12 protein-coding genes and 1 pseudogene are annotated in these 21,371 nt (G+C 74.7%); 9 read left to right on the top strand and 4 right to left on the bottom strand.

The window, feature by feature from the left end; all coding sequences use genetic code 11:
- Positions 1–189 precede the first annotated feature (189 nt).
- The 5 genes and pseudogenes from I5Q34_RS35535 to I5Q34_RS16295 form a co-directional block, all read left to right on the top strand.
- Positions 190–1,473 (top strand): ATP-binding protein, encoded by a 1,284-nt coding sequence (locus I5Q34_RS35535; RefSeq protein ID WP_199893021.1) that lies wholly within the window; start codon positions 190–192, stop codon positions 1,471–1,473.
- Between the two features lie 107 nt (positions 1,474–1,580).
- A complete protein-coding gene (locus I5Q34_RS16310; protein WP_374193024.1) occupies positions 1,581–3,197 on the top strand; it encodes a Mu transposase C-terminal domain-containing protein in 1,617 nt (538 codons plus the stop codon).
- A complete protein-coding gene (locus I5Q34_RS16305; RefSeq protein WP_199893019.1) occupies positions 3,194–3,937 on the top strand; it encodes an ATP-binding protein in 744 nt (247 codons plus the stop codon). The genes I5Q34_RS16310 and I5Q34_RS16305 overlap by 4 nt, the downstream gene beginning before the upstream one ends.
- A 13-nt stretch (positions 3,938–3,950) precedes the next feature.
- Positions 3,951–4,325: a hypothetical protein gene (locus tag I5Q34_RS16300; RefSeq protein WP_234429025.1), complete on the top strand. Its 375-nt coding sequence runs from the start codon at positions 3,951–3,953 to the stop codon at positions 4,323–4,325.
- A 38-nt stretch (positions 4,326–4,363) separates the two neighbouring features.
- Positions 4,364–4,732, top strand: a pseudogene (locus tag I5Q34_RS16295) (hypothetical protein); the annotation flags it as partial.
- 43 nt (positions 4,733–4,775) lie between these two features.
- Here I5Q34_RS16295 and I5Q34_RS16290 read toward each other — a convergent pair.
- The 3 genes from I5Q34_RS16290 to I5Q34_RS16280 form a co-directional block, all read right to left on the bottom strand.
- Positions 4,776–6,824, bottom strand: a complete 2,049-nt coding sequence (locus I5Q34_RS16290) for a transglycosylase domain-containing protein (RefSeq protein ID WP_374193022.1) — start codon at positions 6,822–6,824, stop codon at positions 4,776–4,778.
- Positions 6,825–7,004: 180 nt separating this feature from the next.
- Positions 7,005–7,493, bottom strand: coding sequence for a MarR family winged helix-turn-helix transcriptional regulator (locus I5Q34_RS16285; RefSeq protein WP_199893018.1), 489 nt, complete (start codon positions 7,491–7,493; stop codon positions 7,005–7,007).
- A gap of 56 nt (positions 7,494–7,549) precedes the next feature.
- A complete protein-coding gene (locus I5Q34_RS16280; protein WP_199893017.1) occupies positions 7,550–9,175 on the bottom strand; it encodes an MFS transporter in 1,626 nt (541 codons plus the stop codon).
- 296 nt (positions 9,176–9,471) lie between these two features.
- Here I5Q34_RS16280 and I5Q34_RS16275 point away from each other — a divergent pair, with 296 nt between their 5' ends.
- Complete coding sequence (locus I5Q34_RS16275; RefSeq protein WP_199893016.1) at positions 9,472–10,353, top strand: triacylglycerol lipase; 882 nt, start codon at positions 9,472–9,474, stop codon at positions 10,351–10,353.
- 147 nt (positions 10,354–10,500) lie between these two features.
- A complete protein-coding gene (locus I5Q34_RS35780) occupies positions 10,501–11,736 on the top strand; it encodes a cytochrome P450 (RefSeq protein ID WP_199893015.1) in 1,236 nt (411 codons plus the stop codon).
- On the opposite strand, the gene I5Q34_RS16265 is transcribed toward I5Q34_RS35780, so the two are convergent.
- Entirely contained in the window at positions 11,675–19,114 is a 7,440-nt protein-coding gene (locus I5Q34_RS16265; RefSeq protein WP_307811684.1) for an SDR family NAD(P)-dependent oxidoreductase, read from the bottom strand. The genes I5Q34_RS35780 and I5Q34_RS16265 overlap by 62 nt on opposite strands.
- A gap of 127 nt (positions 19,115–19,241) precedes the next feature.
- Here I5Q34_RS16265 and I5Q34_RS16260 point away from each other — a divergent pair, with 127 nt between their 5' ends.
- Positions 19,242–19,802: a gamma carbonic anhydrase family protein gene (locus I5Q34_RS16260; protein WP_199893013.1), complete on the top strand. Its 561-nt coding sequence runs from the start codon at positions 19,242–19,244 to the stop codon at positions 19,800–19,802.
- On the top strand, positions 19,799–21,352 hold the full coding sequence (locus I5Q34_RS16255) for a DHA2 family efflux MFS transporter permease subunit (protein ID WP_199893012.1): 1,554 nt from the start codon (positions 19,799–19,801) through the stop codon (positions 21,350–21,352). Before I5Q34_RS16260 ends, I5Q34_RS16255 begins: the two co-directional genes overlap by 4 nt.
- Positions 21,353–21,371 lie beyond the last annotated feature (19 nt).

Here is a 21,371-nt window from a genome sequence, read left to right as displayed (position 1 = left end):
TTTTCGCTGGTGGGGCGTTGGGTAAGGGCATGGTCGGTGCCGTAGAGCGGTATCTGTAGTCGGTTCGGCTGTCATGGGGCGGTACACCCCGCCCCATGCCGCTGTCTCGGGAACGGCACTTCTGATCCTTCGGCGGCTTCGCGGCCGCATCGTGGTGGGTGTTGGGTTCCGTGGCTGAAGGGTTTTTCGGTGGGCGAGCCGGGCGTGTGGGGTGAGGTCACGGCAGGGCTGAGGGTGTCCAGGCCGGTGCTGGTGGCGCGGCTGTTGGAGCTCGATGCGGCCGGGGCGTTGACCACGGCGCATGTGCGTGCGGGTGTGCAGGTTGGTGGGGTGACTGCGCGGACGGTGTGGCGGTGGCTGGAGGCTGCGCGGACTGAGGGCCGTGTGGAGCGCAGGCGCCGGGCCCGGCTGGAGTTGTCCGACCATGCGTGGGAGGTGCTGGCGCAGGCGGGCGGGAACGTGGCGGTGCTGCACCGGTATCTGAAGCAGGCCGGGGGCCAGGTGCCTTCGCTGGCGTCGTTGTACCGGGTGGTGCACCGGGACATTCAGGCCGGCAGGGTCTTGCCGGACCGCGCGGTGGTCCGGCGGGAGTGGGAGGAGCAGCAGACGAGGCAGGCGCTGGCTGACCTTGCTCTGGCGGGCCCGCGGGAGGGTGGCGCGGCGAAGGCGGTGGCGCGACGGCTGCCGCACCCTGCGCCCGCGGCGGTCGCGGGCGTGCCGGCGGAGGAGAGCGGAGCGCTGGTGGGTGTGGCGTTGCCGGCGGGCGCGCAGCTGGTGCGGACGTCGTCGGTTCGGGCGGTGGCCGAGGCGGTCGGGCAGGCGATGGCGGTCCAGGGCGCGGTGTGTGTGTTCGGCGACCCGGGCCGGGGCAAGACCGTGGCCGTGCGGATGGCGCTCCACGCAGTGCCTCCGGGCTGGAAGGTGACGTGGGTGCCGGTGCCGGTGCGCCCGTCGGTGGCCGGCATACGGCGGGCGGTGTTCGACGCTCTGGCGTTGCCGGGCCGCTTCCCGCACACCTCTGCGCTGGCCGACGCCGTGGTCACGGGGGCACTGGGCGAGGCGCGGGTGCTGGTGGTCGATAAGGCTCAGCGCCTGCCTGTGCCGTGTCTGGAGTATCTGCAGAGCCTGTGGGACCACCCCGATACGCGGATCACGCTGGTGCTGTGCGGGGCGGGCAGCGAGCGGGCGCTGGCCCGGCTGCCGCATCTGGCATCGCGCATCGGTGCATGGCAGGAGGTTCCACGCCTGACCGGAGCGGAAGCAGCGGACGTGATGACCGGCTTCCATCCGCTGTGGCGCACCGTCCCGGCCCCGGATCTGACATGGATCGACCAGTCGTGCGCGCACGGCACGCTCCGCACGTGGGCCGCCTTGACTGCGCACCTGCAGAACGCGCTGCTCACCACCGCTGGCGCAGCCGTTGACCGGGCTTTGCTGGGGCGGCTGCTCCAACGGGTCGCGCCGCCACTGTGAGACGACGACCCACCCGCGTGAGGGGAACTGGCATGGAGGACGGTGACGCGGTCCGCGCAGGCGGCGGACTGCCTGCGGCGTCGAGGACGGCACTGCGCGGTCCGGCCGTGCGGCGGCTGCTCGCCCTGCGGGCAGGGAAGAAACTGACAGCAGGCCACGTGCGAGTGGCTGCAGACGCGCTGGGGGTGTCGGAGCGCACGGTGTGGCGCTGGCTGGCCGCTGCTCAGAGCGATGAGATCGCAGCCGCCTCCCCCGGCGCACGGTCCCGGGCCGACGCGAGGTTCACGATCACGCCCGAAGTCCGTGGACTGCTGGCACTGTGGAAGGGGAACGTGCGGGCAGTTCATCGCGAGCTGGTCGTGCGTGCCGCTCGGCAGTCCCCGCCTGCAGACGCACCGTCGCTGACGACGCTGCACCGGGCCATCCGTCGTGATCTGACGCCGGGGGAGCGGGCCGGACTCGCCGGTGGCGAGCGGGCGGCGCGCAAGCATGATGTGTTCCTGACCCGGCCCTGGGGCTGGCGCAACCAGGCATGGGAGACCGATCACATGCAGGTCCCGGTGCTGGTCGATGTCGACGGCAGGGCCCGCAGGCCATGGATCACCTGGTTCACCGACTGCGCCACCAACGCGATCACCGGCGTCGCGGTCACGCCGGTGCATCCGTCGCGGGAGTCGGTGCTGGCCGCGTTGCGTTCCGCGGTGCTGCGCGAGGAGCCTTACGGCCCGTTCGGCGGCCTGCCGGAGAAGGTGCGGGTGGACCGGGGCAAGGATTTCCTGTCCAGGACGGTGACCGCCGCGTTCGACCTCCTGGACGTCACCGTGGAGGACTTGCCCGCCTACACCCCGCACCTCAAGGGCACGGTCGAGGGCCTGAACCGGGCGGTGGAGCCGATGCTGCTGGCCGCACTGCCCGGCTACGCCCGCCAGCCCCGCCCCGGCAAACGCCCCTCCCGGCCGAAGGACGAGGTGCTGCTCAGCTTCGAGGACTTCACCGCCCGGCTGCTGGACTGGACCCGGTGGTGGAACACCGAACACCGCCCCGAACCGCTGCGGGGCCGGACCCCGCTTCAGGCGTGGCAGGACGATCCCACTCCGCTGCGGGACGTGCCGGCCGCGGACCTGTGGACGTTCACCTTGGAGGACGCCGGTACCCGCACGCTGACCACCCGCGGCGTCCGATTCCGCCGACGCGACTACGTGGGTGCGTGGATGACCGGTCAGGCCGGGATCCGGGTCCGTGTCCGTTTCATGCCCCACCACGACCACCGCATCGAGGTCTACCACGCGACCACCGGCCGCTACCTGGGGCCGGCGGATCTGGCCGACCAGGCCACCGAGGAACAGGTCAGCGCCGTACGGCGGGCACGGGCCGCCCGCAGCCGCCGTCTGAAGAAGGACCTCGAAGCATCCCAGCGGGAGCGCTACGCCGCCGTCACCCAGGCCGAGCCCCCTCAGCGGCTCGGCGCGCTGACCGGTGCGCAGGCCGCCGCCGAACTCGCCCAGAGTGCCGGCACCGGTCTGTCGCAGCTTGCGCTGCCGGACGTCATCCCGCCCGCCGCACCCCCGGCCGACTGGCGCACCCCGGCTTCCCTGGCCGCGCTGACCACGCCGAGCAGGCCCGCCCCACCCCCGTCCAGCCGTGACTCCACCGCTACAGCCCCGGACAGCCCGGACAGACGGGCCGCACGCCCCACCACCGACGAAGACGGAGACGCCTCGTGACTGCGGCCACCTACCAGTACGTCGACCTGCCGGACGCCTCCGTGGTCACCACCCGCGCTCTGCTGACCGCCCGGGAGAACATCACCGACACCGTCGCCGCCCGCGCGATGATGTGTATCCACGGCGGCGCCGGCTTCGGCAAGACCCTCGCCGTCAACACCTGCCTGCGCGCACTCGAACCCGGCGAGGACGTCCGCAAGATCACCTTCCGGGCCCGGCCCACCGCCCGCGCGGTGCGCTACGAACTGTTCACCGCACTCGACCTGGCCGGCGAGCCACCGCGCCACCCCAGCGAATTCGACCGCCTGCTGAAAACCGCCCTGGCCGAACGCCCCCGCACCTTCCTCGTCGACGAGGCCCAGTGGCTCAACGGCGAGGCATTCGAATACTTCCGTTACCTGTGGGACGAGCCCTCCACCCAGCTCGCGATCATCTTCGTCGGCGGCGAGGGCTGCCACACCGTACTGCGCCGCGAACCCATGCTCTCCTCCCGCATCTTCATCTGGCAGCACTTCACCCGCCTCACTCCGAGCGAGGTACTCGACGTCATCCCCCTGTTCCATCCCGTCTGGGCCGACGCCGCCCCCGACGACATCTCCTTCGCCGACCAACACGCCGCCCACGGCAACTTCCGCGCCTGGGCCCAGCTCACCGCCCACACCCGCACCGCCCTGGCCCGCACCGGCCGTCCCCGCGTGGACCAGGAACTGCTGCGCTGGGCCTTCAGCCGCCTCGCCTGACCACCACACCACCATGCACCTCGCCGCGCCACCACCCGTCACCGTGGTCATCGACCCAGGCGACGACGCGATCCACACGCACACCGCCCTGGCCGCCCACCATCCGCCGTCCGGCAGGATCACCCTGCACCCCGGCCCGGGCACCACCAGCGAGACCGGCCTCGCCCACGACCTCCTCGCATCCCTGGGCAAACCGCCCCTGCTCCCAGGCCGCTTCCCCGCCGGCCGCCAGCCCGCATGGGAAGCAGCCACCGCCTGGATCACCACCTTGCCCGTCACCCGGCTGACCGTCCTACGCGCCCACCGCCTCACCACCCGCCGCACGATGCGCCTCCTGCAACTGCGCGCCCTCACCGGCATCCACCTGACCCTGGGGCATTCCCCCTGATAGCTGGACACCGTAGACACTGGATCCTGAGGATCTGGGAGCAGGTCCTGTCCATGGACTTCAACTTCCTCTACAACCAGTCCGGCGACAACACCAAGGGCGACCCCAAGAAGTACGCGGAGTGGCGCAGGCTGACCCGCGACGGCTACCTCAACGGCTTCGAGCGCGTCTACCACGGGAGCCGCGCGCCGCTGTTCATCGGCAACCACTTCGAGGACTGGAACGGCGGCATCTACATGAAGGCCGTCGAGGACGTCATGAAGTCCGTCTGCAAGCGCGAGGAAGTGCGCTGCGTGACCTTCAAGCAGGTCGCCGACTGGCTCGACGAGCAGGACCCCGAGGTCCTGGCGAGGCTGCGGCAGCTCGACCCGGCGCAGTCCCCGGACTGGAAGACCCTGGTGAAGTAGCCCGCGGGGCGCCGGGCCCGTGCCCGGCGCCCGCCCGGCGGCCCTACTTGGCGGTCATGTACCGCTTCCACAGGTCGAGCGGCAGCGGACTGCCCGCCGCCCCCTTGGGCGTTCCGCCGATGCCGTCCAGCGGCAGCAGCTCCTGCGTCTTCGGGTCGATGCGGGCGAGCGAGACCGCCGTCGACAGCGAGCCGCGGTAACCGACGAACCAGGCGGACTTGTTGTCCTGCGCGGTCCCCGTCTTGCCGGCCGTGCCGGGACCCGCGACGCGCGCCGGCTTCGCCGTGCCCTTGCGGACGGCCTCGCGCAGCGCGTCGTCCACGGCCCCCGCCACCTCCCGCGGCAGCACCTGACCGGCCTCCGGCTTCTCCACGGGCACGTTCTCGCCGTTGCGCCGGAGCCCGGCGACCGAGTACGGCTCGGTGTGCCGGCCCCCGGCGGCGAACGTGGCGTACGCGTCCGCCATGCGGATGGCGCTGGGCGTCGAGGTGCCGAGCGAGAACGACGGCAGCTTCTCGCCGAGGCTGCTCTCCAACAGCCCCGTCTGCACGCCCACCTTGCCGACCTCGTCCAGCCCCACGTCCATGCCCAGCTGCATCATCGAGGTGTTGACCGACTGTGCGACGGCGTCCTTGAGCGAGATCTTCCCCCAGGACCTGTTGCCGTCGTTGACCGCCTTGACGATCTTTCCCGACCGGTCCCAGTAGGGGCCCTCCGGGGTCTGGAGCGAGATCTTGTTGTTCCCGTCGTAGCGCGTCGCCGGGGTGACGCGGGTGCGCGGCCTGCCGCGCTCGCGCTGCACGCCGTCGCGCAGGGCCGCGGCGTAGACGAACGGCGTGAAGGCGCTGCCGGCCGGGACGACGGACGAATTGGCGTCGTTGAAGCCCTGCTTGAGGTAGTCGGGCCCGCCGGACAGGGCGACGATGCGCCCGTCGGTGGTCACCGAGGCGGCACCGATGCGCACGTCGCGGTCGGCCGCGCGCCGGTCCGGGGCGAGACCGTCCCGCGCCTCCTTGACCGCCCGGGTCAGCGCGGCCATCCGCCGCTTGTCGAAGGTCGTGCGGATCTGGTAGCCGCCGAGCGCGAACTCCTGCTCCGAGACGTGGGAATGGCCGAGCAGGTAGGCGCGGGCCGTCTCGACGAGATAGCCGGTCTGGCCGGTGAGCCCGGTGACCTTGGGCGGGGCGATGGGCTCGGGGAAGCGGGTGTACGTGGCGCGCTCCTGCTTGGAGAGCTTGCCGATGGCCACCATCCGGTCCAGCACCCACTCCCAGCGCTCCACCGCGCGCTTGTGGTTCCCGGCGCCGCCCGCCGGGTCGTAGAGGGCCGCCCCCTTGAGCAGCGAGGCCAGGAAGGCCCCCTCGCTCGCGTTCAGCTGCGAGACGTCCTTGCCGTAGTAGGCGTGGGCGGCCCGCTGGATGCCGTAGGTGCCGCGCCCGTACCAGCTCGTGTTGAGGTACTGCTCGAGGATCTCGTCCTTGCTCAGCTTGTTGTCGAGCTTGATGGCGATGAACATCTCGGTGAGCTTGCGCGTGAAGGTCTGTTCCTGGTTGAGGTAGGCGTTCTTCACGTACTGCTGGGTGATGGTCGAACCGCCCTGGGTGTCGCCCCCGCCGATCATCTTGGAGACGGCACGGACCATGCCGCTGGGGGAGACCCCGCTGTCGGAGTAGAACGTCTCGTTCTCCGCCGCGAGCGCCGCCCAGCGGACCTTCTCGGGCACCTTCTCCAACGGCGTGTCCTGCCGGTCGATCTCGCCGGTGCGCGCCATCTCGGAGCCGTCGGCCCAGTAGTAGACGTTGTCCTGCTGCGTGGCGAAGGCGTTGAGGTCGGCGGGTATCTCGGTGCGTATGTACATGATCGTCAACAGCGTGGCCACCACCGTGACGACGGAGCCGAACAGCCCCAGCACCTGGCGCCACGACGGAATCCAGCGCCTGAACCCCGTACGCCCCGGGCGCGGATAGACCGGCCGGAACCGCGGCCCCCCGCGGCGGTGCCCGGCCTCGCGGCGGCGGCCGGAGAAGGGACGCCATCGCAGCAGCGCGGGGAGGGGGGTCAGGACATCCACTCTTTTGCGACGATCGCTCACGGGCCGACCCTATGGGATGAACCTGAGAGCGGATGTTTGGATTCCACTCCGCGAACATTACGGTTCAGGGTCATTTCGGTCGCCGGCGGCCTCCTCCGCGAAGCCCTCGGACGCTGGTTCGGCCCGCCCGGGGACGAGGCGGACGTCGGGTGGCGCGCCCGGCAGAGCCGCCGTCCCGGGTCATTCGCAGGCGATCACCCGGGGCCACTGTCCGGCCAGCAAGTGTCCGAGGATCCGCCGCAATTGCTCCCGGTCCTCCTCCGGGGCGCCGGCGAGGAACTCCCGCTCGACCGCGTCCACGGCCTCCCCGGCGGCGCCGAGCACGGCCCGTCCTTCGTCGGTCAGCCGCAGGATGTACCGCCGCCGGTCGGCCGGGTTACGGCGCCGCTCCACGTGGCCGTTGCCCTCCAGCTCGTCGACGAGCGCGACCATCGTCGTCGGATCGAGGTTCAGGAGCCGGCTCAGATCCTGCTGCGAGAGGTCGTGGCCGCCCTCCAGAGCGGCCAGCACGTAGAAGTACCGCATCCGCAGGCCCTGTTGCTCCAGGGCCCGGTCCGCCTCCTGCATCAGCAGGGTGCCCGCCTTGTGGAGCAGATAGCCGGTCCGGTGCACCAGGGGGAAGTCGAGTCCCGGGGCGTCCTGCCGGGCGGGTGCTGAGCGACGTGACATGGCGGACCGATCCGGAGCGGTGGATGTGGGTGGGCCCCATTATGGCCGGGAGCCGGTCATGGCCTGCTGCCGGCCGTCGCCGGTACGCCCTCGGGGGCGTGGTCGCCGTACGGGGCAGGGCTGTCGACGTCGTGGGTGCCCAGGGCGTTCTCGTGCAGGTCGCGGGTGCGGATGCCGGCGAAGCCGACGATCGCGCCGAGCGCGGCCAGCGCGGCGCAGGCGAGCACGACCTCGGTGAGCCCGTCGGTGAAGGCCGTGCGCGCCGCCTCCTCCAGCCGCGCGGCCAGTGCCGGATCCCCCACCGAGCGGGCCGCCTCCGCACCCCCGCCTGCCGCGACCGCCCGGCCGAACTCCTCGGCGCGGGGCCCCAGGGCGTCCGCCGCGGGGGAGTGGGCGAACAGGCCGGTGACGCGCGACTGGAACAGCGCGCCGAAGGCGGCGATGCCCACCGCGAAGCCGACCTGCTGGAAGGTCTCCCCGACCCCGGAGGCCATCCCGGCCTTGGACGGCTCGGCGACCGCGATCGACAGGGACGCCCGCGGCGGGTTGAACAGCCCCATGCCCAGGCCGATGCCGACCATGCCGGGCAGCAGCGCCGTCCATGCGCTGTCCGCGTCCACCAGCGTCACCAGCGACAGGCCGACGGCGACCAGGGCCAGGGAGGTGCCGACGAGCACGCGCTGCGGCAGCCGCGTCGTCAGACCGCCCGCCAGGGCGGCCGCCGCGAAGAGGCAGACGGTCAGCGGGAGGAACCGGACACCGGTGTCCCAGGCGGAGAAGCCCAGCACGTTCTGGACGTAGGAGATCTGCAGGAAGATCGCCGGCATCGTCGCGGCACCGGACAGCAGCGTCACGGCGGAGATCCCGTTGAACGTGACGTTGCGGAAGAGCGCCAGGTCGAACATCGCCCTTTCGCCCAGCCGCCGTTCGACCCGCCAGAAGACGACGAAGAGCGCGGCGGAGACGGCGAACATGGCCAGGGTCGGCGCGCTGCCCCAGCCTTGCGCCTCGCCGCGCAGGAAGCCCAGGACCAGCAGGCCGAGCGCACCGGAGAAGACCAGCAGGCCCTGCCGGTCCATGCCGCGGGCGCGCGGGTCCCGCGACTCGCGCATCCGCGCCGCGCCCACGGCCAGGGCCACCGCTCCGACCGGCACGTTGACGAGGAAGATCCAGCGCCAGCCGATGCCGTCCGTCAGGGCGCCTCCGATGAGGGGGCCGAAGGCGATCGCGAGTCCCACGACACCGCCGAAGATCCCGAAGGCCCGCCCGCGGTCCCTGCCCCGGTACTCGTGCCCGATCAGGGCCGGGCCGATGGCGAACAGCACGGCCCCGCCGATGCCCTGGACGCCGCGCGCCACCGACAGGAAGAGCGCGTCTGGCGCCGTCCCGCAGGCGAGCGACGCCAGGACGAACATGACGAACCCGGCGTTGAACACCTTCTTGCGGCCGAGCCGGTCGGCCAGTGAGCCGGCCGTCAGCAGGAAGACGGCCAGCCCGAGCGCGTAGGCGTCCAGGACCCACTGGAGCTGGGAGAAGGACGCGTCGAACGTGTCGCGCATGTCGGGCAGGGCGACGTTCACCACGGTCAGGTCGAGCATGAGCATGAACGTCGCCGCGCAGACGGCGGCGAGCGTCCATCCGCGGCCGTGCTCGGGCCGCGTCGGATCGATGTGCTGGGACATGGCTTCCCCCGGGGCTTGTCCGCTCGCTCCATTGATTTCTGAATCAAATCATCGGGAACCTCGATGATCGGCGGAGCGTACCATGGCGGGTTTCGACGACTCCGAGGTGAGCGGCCGTGCGACGGGCAGCGTGCGGCCGGTTCGGTTCGTAGGAACGCACGGGCGAAACGGCCTTGACGGACAGTTGCCCGCCCGCGCAATCTACTCACGCGTAACTCACCTCACTCGGCGCGCAGATGACTCCGGATCTCTGCTGCGGATCCCGCGCGCCCACCCCCCACCTGCGAGGTACCCCCATGCCCAAAAGCAAGAGACCGTTCCGCATATTCGCCTCCGCGCTCTCCGCCCTGGCTCTCGCCCTGTCGCTCGGCACCGCGTCGGCGGCGGCCGCCACTCCGGGCGCGACCGTGGTCAGCAGTGGCTGGAACAACTACTCCTGCAGGCCCTCCACCGCCCACCCCCGCCCGGTGGTCCTCGTCCACGGCACCTTCGAGAACGCCGCCCAGAACTGGGCCGTCCTGGCCCCCTACCTGGTCAAACGCGGGTACTGCGTCTTCTCCCTCGACTACGGGCAACTGCCCGGGGTGCCCTTCTTCCACGGCCTCGGGCCCATGGCGAAGTCCGCCGGGCAGCTCTCCGCCTTCGTCGACAAGGTCCGCACCGCCACCGGCACGGAGAAGGTCGACATCGTCGGCCACTCCCAGGGCGGCGGCGCCATGCCGCGGTACTACCTCAAGTTCCTCGGCGGCGCGGCCAAGGTGAACCAGCTCGTCGGCATCGCCCCGTCCCACCACGGCACCACCACGTCCGGCCTGGGCAGCCTCGTCAGCGCGATTCCCGGCGCCCGGAAGGTCGTCGGCGCCCTGGTCCCGGCGGCCGAGGAGCAGCTCATCGGGTCGGAGTTCATGCGCAAGCTCAACGCCGGCGGTGACACCGAGCCCGGCGTCCGCTACACGAACATCGTCACCAAGTACGACGAGGTCGTCACGCCCTACAAGACCCAGTTCCTGTCCGGCCCCGACGTCCGCAACGTCGTCGTCCAGGACCTGTGCCGCTTCGACATCTCCGAACACCTCCTCGTCGGCACCGTCGACGGCGTCGCCTTCCACGAGGTGGCCAACGCCCTCGACCCGGCCCACGCCACGCCCACCACCTGCGCGGCGGCCGGCCTCCGCTGACGCGTCACGCCGGCGTCGCGCCGCCTCCCCGCCCCGCCCGCTCACCCCTCCCGGGGAACGCCGGAAAGACGAAAAGTCCGTAAAATCCCTATCGGATCAGCTCTGCCGGAAGACCCCGCCCCGCGCGGGAACCTCATGGGAGGCGGCGTGACGACCGATCAGCACCAGCCCGGAACCACCGGCACCCCCGTGGGCGTCGCCCACGACTTCTGGGACCGGCTCCCCTTCGACGTACGGGACCCGGCCTTCCACGCCGACCCCTACCCCTCCTACGAACGGCTGCGCACCGAGGGCGGCGGCCCCGTGGTGCGCCTGCCCGACGGCGTCCTCGTCGTGACCGGTCACCGCGCCTGCGTCACCGCCCTCGGGGACGAACGCCTCGGATTCGGCCCCCTCGACACCGAGACCCAGTCGTTCCTGATGGTCGACCCGCCCGAGCACCGGCGGCTGCGCACCCGCGTCGCCGCGCCCTTCGCCGCCCGCGCCGTGGACCGCCTCCGCCCCGCCATCGAGCACCGCGCCGCCGAACTCCTGGCCGCCGTGGACCGCGCGGCCGAAGTGGACGTCATCGCCGACCTCGCCGAACCCCTCGCCCTGGACGTCATCTGCGCCCTGGTCGGCGTCCCGCCCGCCGAGCGCGAGGAGTGGGTGGAGGCCCTGTCGTGGATGGTGACCGGCTTCGACCCGGAATCCCTGCGCGACCCGCGGATCAGCTCCCAAGTCGCCTGCGCCCGGCTCGACTTCGCCCGTCACCTGCGCGGACTCGCCGAGCGGCGGCGGGCCGTCCCGGCCGGCGACTTCGTCAGCGCCCTCGTCGCGCCCGGCCCCGACGGCACGCTCCTGACCCTCGAACAGGTCGTCACCGCCGTCGGACAAGTGGTCATCGCCGGCTACGAACCCACCGTCAACCTCATCGCCAACGGCTTCCACGCCCTCCTGTCCCACCCCCGCCAGCTCGAACACCTCCGGGCCCGGCCCCGGGACGCCCCCGCCGCCGTCGAGGAACTCCTGCGCTACAACCCGCCCATCCAGCTCCTCACCCGCGTCGCCCTGCGCGACGCCGACATCGACGGCACGCCCGCGCCCGCCGGGACCGTCGTGGGCCTGCTCGTGGGCGCCGCCAACCGCGACCCCGCCGCCTACGACCGGCCGCACCGGCTCGACATCACCCGGCCGCGCCAGCACCTCTCGCTCGGCTGGGGCGAGCACTTCTGCCTCGGCGCCCGGCTCGTACGGGTGCAGGCCGAGGTGATGCTGACCGCCCTCGCCCGCTGCCGGGCCGTGTCCACCGGAGAACCCGTGCGCTTCAAACCGACGCTGATCAGCCGGGGGCTGGAACGGCTGCCGGTGGTGCTGACGGACGGCCGTCCGCACGGCCCGTAGCCGCGTCCCCATCTCCGTCCCCATCCCCATCCCCGTTCCCGGACGGCACGGACAGCCGGCGCAGGCAGCGCCGGGCCAGATCCGTCACCGTCGTGCTGCCCAGGATCTCCACGGCCGGCACGTCACAGCCCAGCCGCTGGTGCAGGGCCGTCATCAGCTCCGCGCCCATCAGGGAGTCGAGCCCCAGCCGGTCGAGGCGGTCCTCGGCGCGGACGCGGCCCGGAGCGGCCTGCAGCACGCGCTCCAGCAGAGCGGTGACCGCCTCCGTCACCAGGGCCAGCGCCTCCTCCGGGCCGGCGTCTGCCAGCGCCCGCGCCAGGTCCCGCGCCTGCCGGTCCGCGGCGCCGTCCGACTCCGGCCGCGCCGGCGCGAAACGGGCCGCGGCGACCGAGCCCACGGCGTGCCGCAGCCGGTCCCAGCCGATGCCCGCCACCACCGCCACGTCGCCGTCCCCGGCCAGCAGCCCGTCCAGGAAGTCCAGCGCGCGCCCGGCCGGGACCGGGGGCAGCCCCACCTTCTCCATCACCCCGTCCAGACCGTGCCGCGCCACGTGCCCGGCCCCGCCCAGCGCGCCCCAGGCGACGGTCAGCGCGGGGAGCCCGGCCGCCCGGCGGGCCCGGGCCACGGCCTCCAGGGCGAGGTTGGCGCCCGCGTACGTGGCCTGCCCCGGGTTGCCCAGAAGCGCCGACGCCGACCCGTACAGGACGAAGAAGTCCAGCCGGCGCCGGCGCGTCAGACGGTCCAGGACGCGGGCGCCCTCCGCCTTGGGGGACAGCACGCGGCGCGCCGAGGCGTCCGTGATCCCCGTCAGCGGGCCGTCGTCGAGGACCGTCGCCGCGTGCACGACGCCCCGCAACGGGTGCTCGGGGGTGTCCACTTCGTCCAGCAGCGCCGCCATCGCGGCCCCGTCCGCGACATCGGCCGCGTGCGCCGTCACCTCCACGCCGGCGCCGCGCAGCTCGTCGAGGAGGGCCGGCGCCTCCGGCCCGTCCGCGCCGCGGCGGCCCACCAGGCACAGCCGCCGCGCGCCGCGCGCGGCCAGCCGGCGGGCCGTCGCCGCCCCGAACCCGCCCAGCCCGCCGGTGACCAGGTAGCACGCCCGCGGGTCCAGCGCGACGGGCCCCGACGCCCCGGGCAGCGGCGGGGGAGCGTCCAGGGAGACGACGAGCTTGCCGATGTGCCGCGAGTGCCGCAGCGCCTCGAACGCCTCCGCCACCCGGCCGGCCGCGTAGACACGGTGCGGGACCGGGCGGTACGCGCCCTCGCGCACCCACCGCACGACCTCGGCGAACTCCTCGGCCACCACCAGGGGCCGCTCCCGCGCCAGATGGGCCAGATCGACGGCGCCGAACGTCAGGTTGCCGAGGAACGGGCCCAGCGGCAGCCGGTTGTCGGCGTAGAGGTCGCGCTTGCCCAGCTCCACGAAGCGTCCGCCCGGGGCGAGACACTCCAGGCCCCGGCCGATCGCCTCGCCGGCCAGCGAGTTGAGGACGACGTCCACACCGCGCCCGCCGGTCAGGGACCGGACGTGCTCGGCGAAGGCCATCGAGCGCGAGTCCACGACGTGCTCCACGCCCAGCAGGCGCAGCAGTTCGCGCTTGGCGGGCGTGCCGGCGCCCGCGATCACCTTCGCCCCGGCCCGCCGCGCGTACTGGAGGGCCGCCAGGCCCACGCCGCCGGCGCCGCCGTGCACCAGCACCGTCTCCCCGGGGGCCAGGCGGGCGACGCGGCCCAGGGCGTGGTGGACGGTGAGCAGCACCACGGGCAGCGTCGCGGCCTCCGCGAAGCCCATGCCGTCCGGGATCCGGCCCGCCGTCGCCGCAGGGACCGCCACATGGGAGGCCAGGGTCCCCGAACCGAAGGCGAACACCCGGTCGCCGGGCGCGAGTTGCCCGGCGCCCGCGCCGACGGCGGTGACGACCCCGGCGCACTCCATGCCCGGACGGTGTTCCGCCCCCGGCACGTCGAGCGGCATGAGGCCCTGCGCCTGGAGCACGTCCCGGTAGTTGAGCGCGGCGCAGCGCACCGCGACGACGACCTCGCCGGGCCCGGGCCGGGGCACCTCGGCGGGGACCCACTCCGGCCGGTGCGCCCGCCCCGGTTCGCGCACGCGCAGGGCGAAGGCCGGTGCCGGGGAGCCGGCCGGCGCGTCCGCGCCCTCGCGCAGGCGGGTGACGAACCGTCCGGCGGCGGTCAGCAGGATCTCGTCCTCCTCGCCGTCCGGCGCGGCCAGTTCGGCGGCCAGCCGGGCGGCGTCCTCGTCGGCGCGCCCGGTGGACTCCAGGGAGACGCGGCGGACGGCGACGCCCGGGTGCTCGTTGGCCAGGCAGCGGGCCACGCCCCAGGCCGACGCCGTCCCGGGGTGCAGCGGCCGCTCGGGGCGGGGCAGCGCGCCGGTGGGCGGCGTCACCAGCCAGAGCGCGGGGCGCGCGTCCGGCAGGCGTTCGGCCGCGACGGCCAGGGAACGCAGGACGGCCGTGCGGCGGACCTCCCGGTCCAGGACGCCGGCGCCGTCACCGCCCAGCAGGAGCAGCACCCCGTCCGGGAGGGGCGACCAGTGCTCCGGCCGCGTGCCGGGCGCCGCGCGCCGGACGGTGGCCCCGGCCGCGGCGAGCCGCCCGGCCACGGCGGCGGCCAGGGCCTCCTGCTCCGGCTCGGCGGCGACCACCCAGGTGCCGCCGGGCGCGGCCGGCGCGGGCGGGGGAGCGGGGCGGCCGGGGCGCCGGGCCAGGAGGACGGAACCGCCGCAGCGGGCGGGATCGTCGTCGTCGCCGAGGACCACCGGCTCCCGCCAGCCCTCCGCCGACAGCAGCCGCTGCCAGGCGCCGGCGGACAGCAGGGGGCCGTCGGTGCGGACGCCGTCGTCCCGCCGGTCCCAGAAGCCGGGCCGCAGTCCGGACAACAGGGCCAGGGACACCGGATCGTGGGGCTCGGCCAGCAGCAACTGCCCGCCGTCGTCCAGGAGAAGGGCGAGGTGGCCGAGCGAGCGGCGCGCGTCCCGGGCGGTGTGCAGGACGTGCGGGGCGACGACGAGGTCGAAGTCCCCTTCCGCCCAGCCCTGTTCGCGCGGGTCCCGGTCGAGGCCGAGGACGCGCTGTTCGAGCACGTCGTGGTCCGCGAAGCGCTTGCGCAGCCGCGGGAACAGGGCGTCCGAGCCGTCCGCGCACACGTACCGGGTCCGCTCCGGCGGCAGCTCCGGCAGCAGGAACGCCGTGGCGCCGCCGCTGCCCGCCCCCACCTCCAGGACCCGCAGCGGCCGGTCCCGCGGCCAGTCGCGGACCAGCCGCCGCAGCGCCGCGCGCGCCGCGCGGTGGACGAAGCCGCGCAGGCAGCCGTCGGTCGACAGCTCCTCCAGCAGATGGCGGTGGGCCTCCGAGCCCAGCAACTCGCCCCCGTCCCGGTGCCCTTGCAGCACCTCGGCGAGCCGGGCGCCGCAGGAGCCGAGCAGGCCCAGCTCCACGGCGAGCCCCGGCCGCTCCCCGGCGGCCGCCCGGAACCGCTCCGCCGGCGCGGCGGGACGCACCACGCGCCACCCGCCCTCCACCGGCTCGACCAGACCCTCGGCCCGCGCGGCCCCCAACAGCGCCTCCAGCAGCGGCACATGCTCCCGCAGCACGCCCGCCGCGACGAGACCGTCCACCCCGAAGACGCCCGCCGCGCCGTCCCCCAGCAGCGAAGCGACCGCCGCCGCCCCGAAGTGCGCCGTCAGCTCCCGCAGTCGCCGCGCCCCCGCCCGGTCCGCGGCCGCCCGCTCCGCCCGCAGCTCCTGCGCGCACGCCCGCGCCACCTCGCCGGGCGACGGCAGCGGACAGGGCGACACCGCCGGGCCCGGCGGCGGGGCGGCCCGGCCGACCGTGGTCAGGAGCCGGGCGCGCGCCCGGCCGCCCTGGTCGAAACGGCGCAGCCGGCAGCCCTCCAGCGTCAGGCACGTCAGCCCGTTGGGCGCCAGCACGGTCACGTCCCACAGCGCCTCCCGCGCGGACAGCTCCCGCGACCGCACGTGGATGTGCCCGGCGGCGGGCATGCGCCGCCACGCCCGGACCCGGTCGACGGCGACCGGCAGGAACGGCACCCCGTCCTCGGTCACCTCCTCCAGCAGGGCGGACCCCGCCTGCAGGGCGCCGTCCAGCAGCGCCGGGTGCGCCTCGAAGTCCGACGGGCCGTCCCCGCCCGCGTAGTCGGCCACCACCTCGCCCTCGCCCACGCGCAGGGCCCGCAGCACCCGGAACGCCGGACCGTAGTCGAGCCCCCGGCGCAGGGCGCTGCGGTAGTGCTCCTCCGGCGTCCTGCGCCCCGGCGCCCGGGCGAGGAGCGCGTCCAGGTCGACCGGCGGCGGCACAGGCGTGTGGAGCCGGCGCAGCCGGCCGCGCGCGTGCTCCCGCCAGGACGCGTCCTCCTCGCCCCGCGCGGCGATCCGCACGATCCCGTCGTCGGCCGCCAGGGCCGTCTGCACCTCGACCCGCCGGCCGTCGTCGAACGGCAGCACCAGCGCGGCCGGCACGGCCACCCGCGTGATCTCCACGGGGGAGTCCAGCACCCGCCGCCCCGCCGCCAGCATCATCTCCAGAAGGCCCGAGGCGGGCATCACCACCGCCCCGCCCACCCGGTGACCGGCCAGCCACGGCACCCGCGCCGGATCGAACGGCCCGTGCCAGACCGGATCCGCCACCGCCGCCCGCTCGCCCAGCAGCGGATGGTCCACGGTGCCGTCGCCGCAGCCGCCCGCCCAGGCCGCCACGTCGCCGTTCCAGTGCTCCTCGCGCTGCCACGGATACGCCGGCAGCTCCACCACGCGGCCCGGCCGCGGGAAGAACACCGTGGGGTCGTGCCGGGCCCCGCCCGCCACCAGCCGCGCCACCGCGCGGTCCAGCGCCTGTGGCCCCGGCACCTCCCGTGCCAGCGTCGGCACCACCAACGCCGGCTCCCCGCCCGCCGTCCGCCGCAGATAGCCGCAGAGCACCGGGTGCGGGCCGATCTCCACGAACACGTCGCAGCCCAGCTCCCGCAACCGCTCCACGACCGGCGCGAACAGCACCGGCCGGCGCAGGTTGTGCCACCAGTACCCGGCGTCCAGCTCCGGCCCGTCCAGCACCGTGCCCGTCGTCGCCGACGCGTACGGCACGGTGGCCCGGCCGGGCTTGAGCCCCTCCAGCGACGCCGTCAGCCCCTCCTCCAGACCGTCCATCGCCCGGCTGTGGAACGCGTACGCCAGATCCAGCGGACGCACGGGCACCCCCTCCCGCCCGCACCGCTCGTACAGCAGCTCCAGGGCGTCCCGGTCACCGCTGACCGTCACGTCCCGGCCGCTGTTCACCCCCGCGACCTCCACCCGCCCGTCGTACGGCGCCAGCAGCGCCCGGGCCCGGGCCACGTCCGCGCCCAGCGCCGCCATGCCCCAGTTCCCCGCCGTGGACGCCTGCGCCCGGGACCGCGCCACGACCACCCGCGCCGCCGACGCCAGGTCCAGCGCCCCCGCCGCCCACGCCGCGGCCATCTCGCCCGAACTGTGCCCCGCCACCGCCGCCGGCGCCACGCCCCGGTCGCGCAGCACCGCCACGACACCCACCTGCACCGCGAACAGCAACGGCTGCGCCACATCCGTGGTGCCGGCCCGGCGCCGCCCCTCCGGCGCGGCCAGCTCCTCGGCCACCGACCAGCCCAGCCAGGGCCGCAGCGCCTCGTCCGCCTCCCGCACCGCCCGCCCGAAGACCGGGTCGCCGGCCAGCAGGTCCGCCGCCATCCCCGCCCACTGCGACCCGTTGCCGGAGAACACGAACGCGACCGCCCCCCGCGCCGCCCCCGTCACCCGCGCCCCCGCCCGCGCGCCGTCCTCCGCGGCCACGGCCCGCAGCCGCGCCGCCGCCGTCGCAGGGTCCCCGGCCAGCACCGCGATCCGCTCCTCGTGCCGGCCCCGCCGCCGGCAGGCGGTGTACGCCACGTCGTAGAACTCCTCCGGCGCGCACCCGTCGAGCCGGTCCGCCATGCGCCGGGCCGCCTCCGCCACCGCGGCCGGGGTGCGGGCCGAGACGACGACCGGCAGCGCCCGCCCGCCGACGGGCGGCCCCGCGGCCGGGCGCGGGGCCGGGGCGGCCAGGACGACGTGCGCGTTCGCCCCGCCGAAACCGAAGGAGTTGACCCCCGCCACCACCCGCCCGCCCGGCAGCGGATCGAGCGTCAGCTCCCGCACCGCCGGCACCAGCCGCAGCCCCTCGAAGTCGATGTCCGCACTCAGCGGCAGCGCCCCCGCGTTCGCCGGCACCCGGCCGTGCCGCAGCACCAGCAGCGCCTTGAGGAACCCCGCCATCCCCGACGCCGGCTCCAGATGCCCCAGATGCCCCTTCACCGACCCCACCGGCAACGGCCGCCCCGCACCCCGGCGCACCCCCAGCGCCCGCCCCACCGCACGGCACTCCACCGGATCGCCCACCGGCGTGCCCGTGCCGTGCATCTCCAGGTACACCAACTCGTCCGGCGCCACGCCCGCCGCCTCGTACACCTCGCGCAGCAGCGCCTCCTGGGCCGCCGCGCTGGGCTGCGCCAGACCCGGCGTCCACCCGTCGGCGTTGACGCCGCTGCCCAGGACGACCCCGAGCACCGGATCGCCGTCCCGCACCGCCGCCTGAAGCGGCTTGAGCACCACCACGCCGCCCCCCTCCGCCCGCACGTAGCCGTCCGCCTCCGCCGAGAACGGCCGGCAGCGACCCGTCGGCGAGAGCATCGACGCCTTCGCGAACCCCACGAACTCGAACGGGCTCAGCAGCACGTTGACCCCCGCCGCCAGCGCCAGCGCGCTGCGGCCCGAACGCAGCGCCTCGCACGCGTGGTGCAGCGCCACCAGCGAGGACGAACAGGCCGTGTCCACGGCCAGGCTCGGCCCGCGCAGATCCAGGAAGTGCGACACCCGGTTGGCGATGTTGCAGGCCGCCCCGCCCGTCATCGTGTACGCGTTCGCCGACCGCGGATCGAGCCCCTGCAGGAACGCGAACGCCTGGCTGGACGCCCCCACGTACACCGCCGTGTCCGACCCGGCCAGCGACGACGGCGCGACGCCCGCCCCGTCGAGGGCCTCCACGGCCATCTCCAGCAGCAGCCGCTGCTGCGGGTCCATGCGGCGCGCCTCGCGCGGCGACACGTTGAAGAAACCGGCGTCGAAACCCCGTACGTCCGGCAGGAAACCGCCCGCCGTCGCGTACGCCTTGCCCGGACGCCCCGGCTCCGGATCGGTCCAGCGGGCCGCGTCGAACCGGTCGGCGGGCACCGGCCCCACCAGGGAACGCTCCTCGCACAGGGCGGCCCACAACGCTTCGGGGGTGCACAGACCGCCCGGGAGGCGGCACGCGACCCCGACGACGGCGACGGCTTCACAGGAGGACACCACGGCTGACTCCTCAGGGACGGCGCTGATTCCCTGGTGGCATGCCCCTCCGCACGCCTGGGGGCCGCCCTTTTCACCCGGCCGGCCGAACGGGGGTGCCCCCGCGGGCGACACGGGGAAGCCGCACCTCATGGAAACCGCACCCGCCACCACCGCCCTCACCGTCCCCCTCCTGGGAACGCCGCCCGACATCGCCGCCACCGCGTTCGTCGCCCCCACCGCCGTCCTGGCCGGAACCGTCCGCGTCGGCGACCGGGCCAGCGTCTGGTACCACACCGTGCTGCGCGCCGACGGCGACGAGATCCACATCGGCCCCGAGAGCAACATCCAGGACGGCACCGTCGTCCACGCCGACCCCGGCTACCCCGTCCGCCTCGGCACCCGCGTCTCCGTCGGGCACAACGCCACCCTTCACGGCTGCCACCTGGAGGACGACGTCCTCGTCGGCATGGGCGCCGTCGTCCAGAACGGCGCCCGCGTCGGCCCCTGGAGCATCGTCGCCGCCGGCACCGTCGTCCCCCCGGACCGCCGCGTCCCCCCGAACACCCTCGTCGCCGGCCCCCACGCGGCCGTCGTGCGCGAACTCACCGACGAGGACAAGACGTTGATCGTCACCGCCACCCGCACCTACCTCGGACTCCTGCGCCTCTACCGGACCGCCGGCGGCACGGAACCGGTCCCCCTCGGATGAGCGGCATCCACGCGCGCCGCCGCGGCCGGCGCGCGACCGCGCTCGCCGTCGTCTCCAGCTCGGTCTTCATGGCCATGCTCGACAACCTCGCCATGAACAACGCCCTGCCCCGCATCGGCACCGAGATGGGCCTGGGCGTCAGCGGACTGCAGTGGGTCGTCGCCGGCTACACCCTCCCCTTCGCCGCCTGCCTGCTCTCCGGCAGCGTCCTCGGCGACCGGCTCGGCCAGCGGCGCGCCTTCGTCACCGGCGTCCTGGCCTTCTGCGCCGGCTCGGCGCTCAGCGCGCTCGCCGGCGAATGGGCCCTGCTGGTGGCCGGACGCGTCGTCCAGGGCATCGGGGCCGCCGTCCTGATGCCGGCGAGCATGGCCCTGCTGCGGCACGTCTTCACCGAACCGCGCGGCCGCACCCGCGCGATGGGCGTGCGCGGCGGCGCGGGCGGACTCGGCGTCGCCCTCGGCCCCACGATCGGCGGGCCCCTCGTCGACGCCTTCGGCTGGCGCAGCGTCATGTGGATCAACCTGCCGGTCGGCGCGGCCGTGCTCCTCCTCGCCCTGCGCACCCTGCCCGCCGTGCCCCCGGCACCCGCCCGCTGGGACCCCCGCGGCCAGCTCCTGGCCGTCACCGGACTCGGCGGCCTGGTGTACGCCCTCGTGCAGGGCCCGGTCGACGGCTGGACCGACACCGCCGTCCTCGCCACCCTGACCCTGGCCGGCCTCGCCCTGCCCGCCTTCGCCGTCGCCGAGGCACGCGCCGCCGCCCCGATGCTGGAGGTCCGGCTGCTGCGCGACCCCGTCGCGGCCGCCGCCGCGACCGCCTGCTTCGCCGCCAGCCTCGGCCTGTTCGGCTCCGTCTTCTTCCTCACCCTCTACCTGCAGAACATCCTCGACTGGTCCGCCACCGGCGCCGGGGCGGTCTTCCTGACCGCCTCCGCCCTGATCGCGCTCACCGCCCCCCTGGCCGGGGCCCTCTGCGCCCGCCACGGCGCCCGCCTGCCGCTGATCTGGGGGCTGGCACTGTGCACCGTCGCCCTGCTCGGCCTGAGCCGTCTCGGACGCGACGCCGCCTACGGCTCCTACGGCTGGCTGCTGCCCGTCCTCGGCACCGGCGTCGGCCTGACCTTCGTCTCCGCCGTCATCGCCGTCGTCCAGCGCGCCCCGGCCGACCGGACGGCCATGGCCTCCGCCCTGATGGACACCCTGCGCGAACTGGGCGGCGTCGTCGGCGTCGCGGCCCTCGGCGCCGTCCTGACCGGCCGCATGCACACCTCCCTGTACGAGCGGGCCACCGCCGGCGGACTGCCCGAGGGCCGCGCCCACGACCTCGTCGGATCCGTGCTCCGGCACGGCGCCGCGTCCGGCCTGGACGCCGCCACCGGCCCGTCCGCGGCCGCCGCCCGCACCTGGGTGGAACAGTCCTTCGTCTCCGGGCTCCACGCTGCCCTGTTCTCCGGCGCCCTCGTCCTGTTCGGCGCCGCCGCCGTCGTGACCCTGCTGCTGCGCGGCGACCGGGCGGTGGCCGCCGAACGGTCCCTGCCGCTGGCCGGATGAGACGGGAACGATCCGGCCG

Source organism: Streptomyces sp. AV19, from assembly GCF_015999245.1.
In the GTDB taxonomy this organism is placed as follows: Bacteria; Actinomycetota; Actinomycetes; order Streptomycetales; family Streptomycetaceae; genus Streptomyces.
This window is presented reverse-complemented; position numbering and strand designations above follow the sequence as displayed.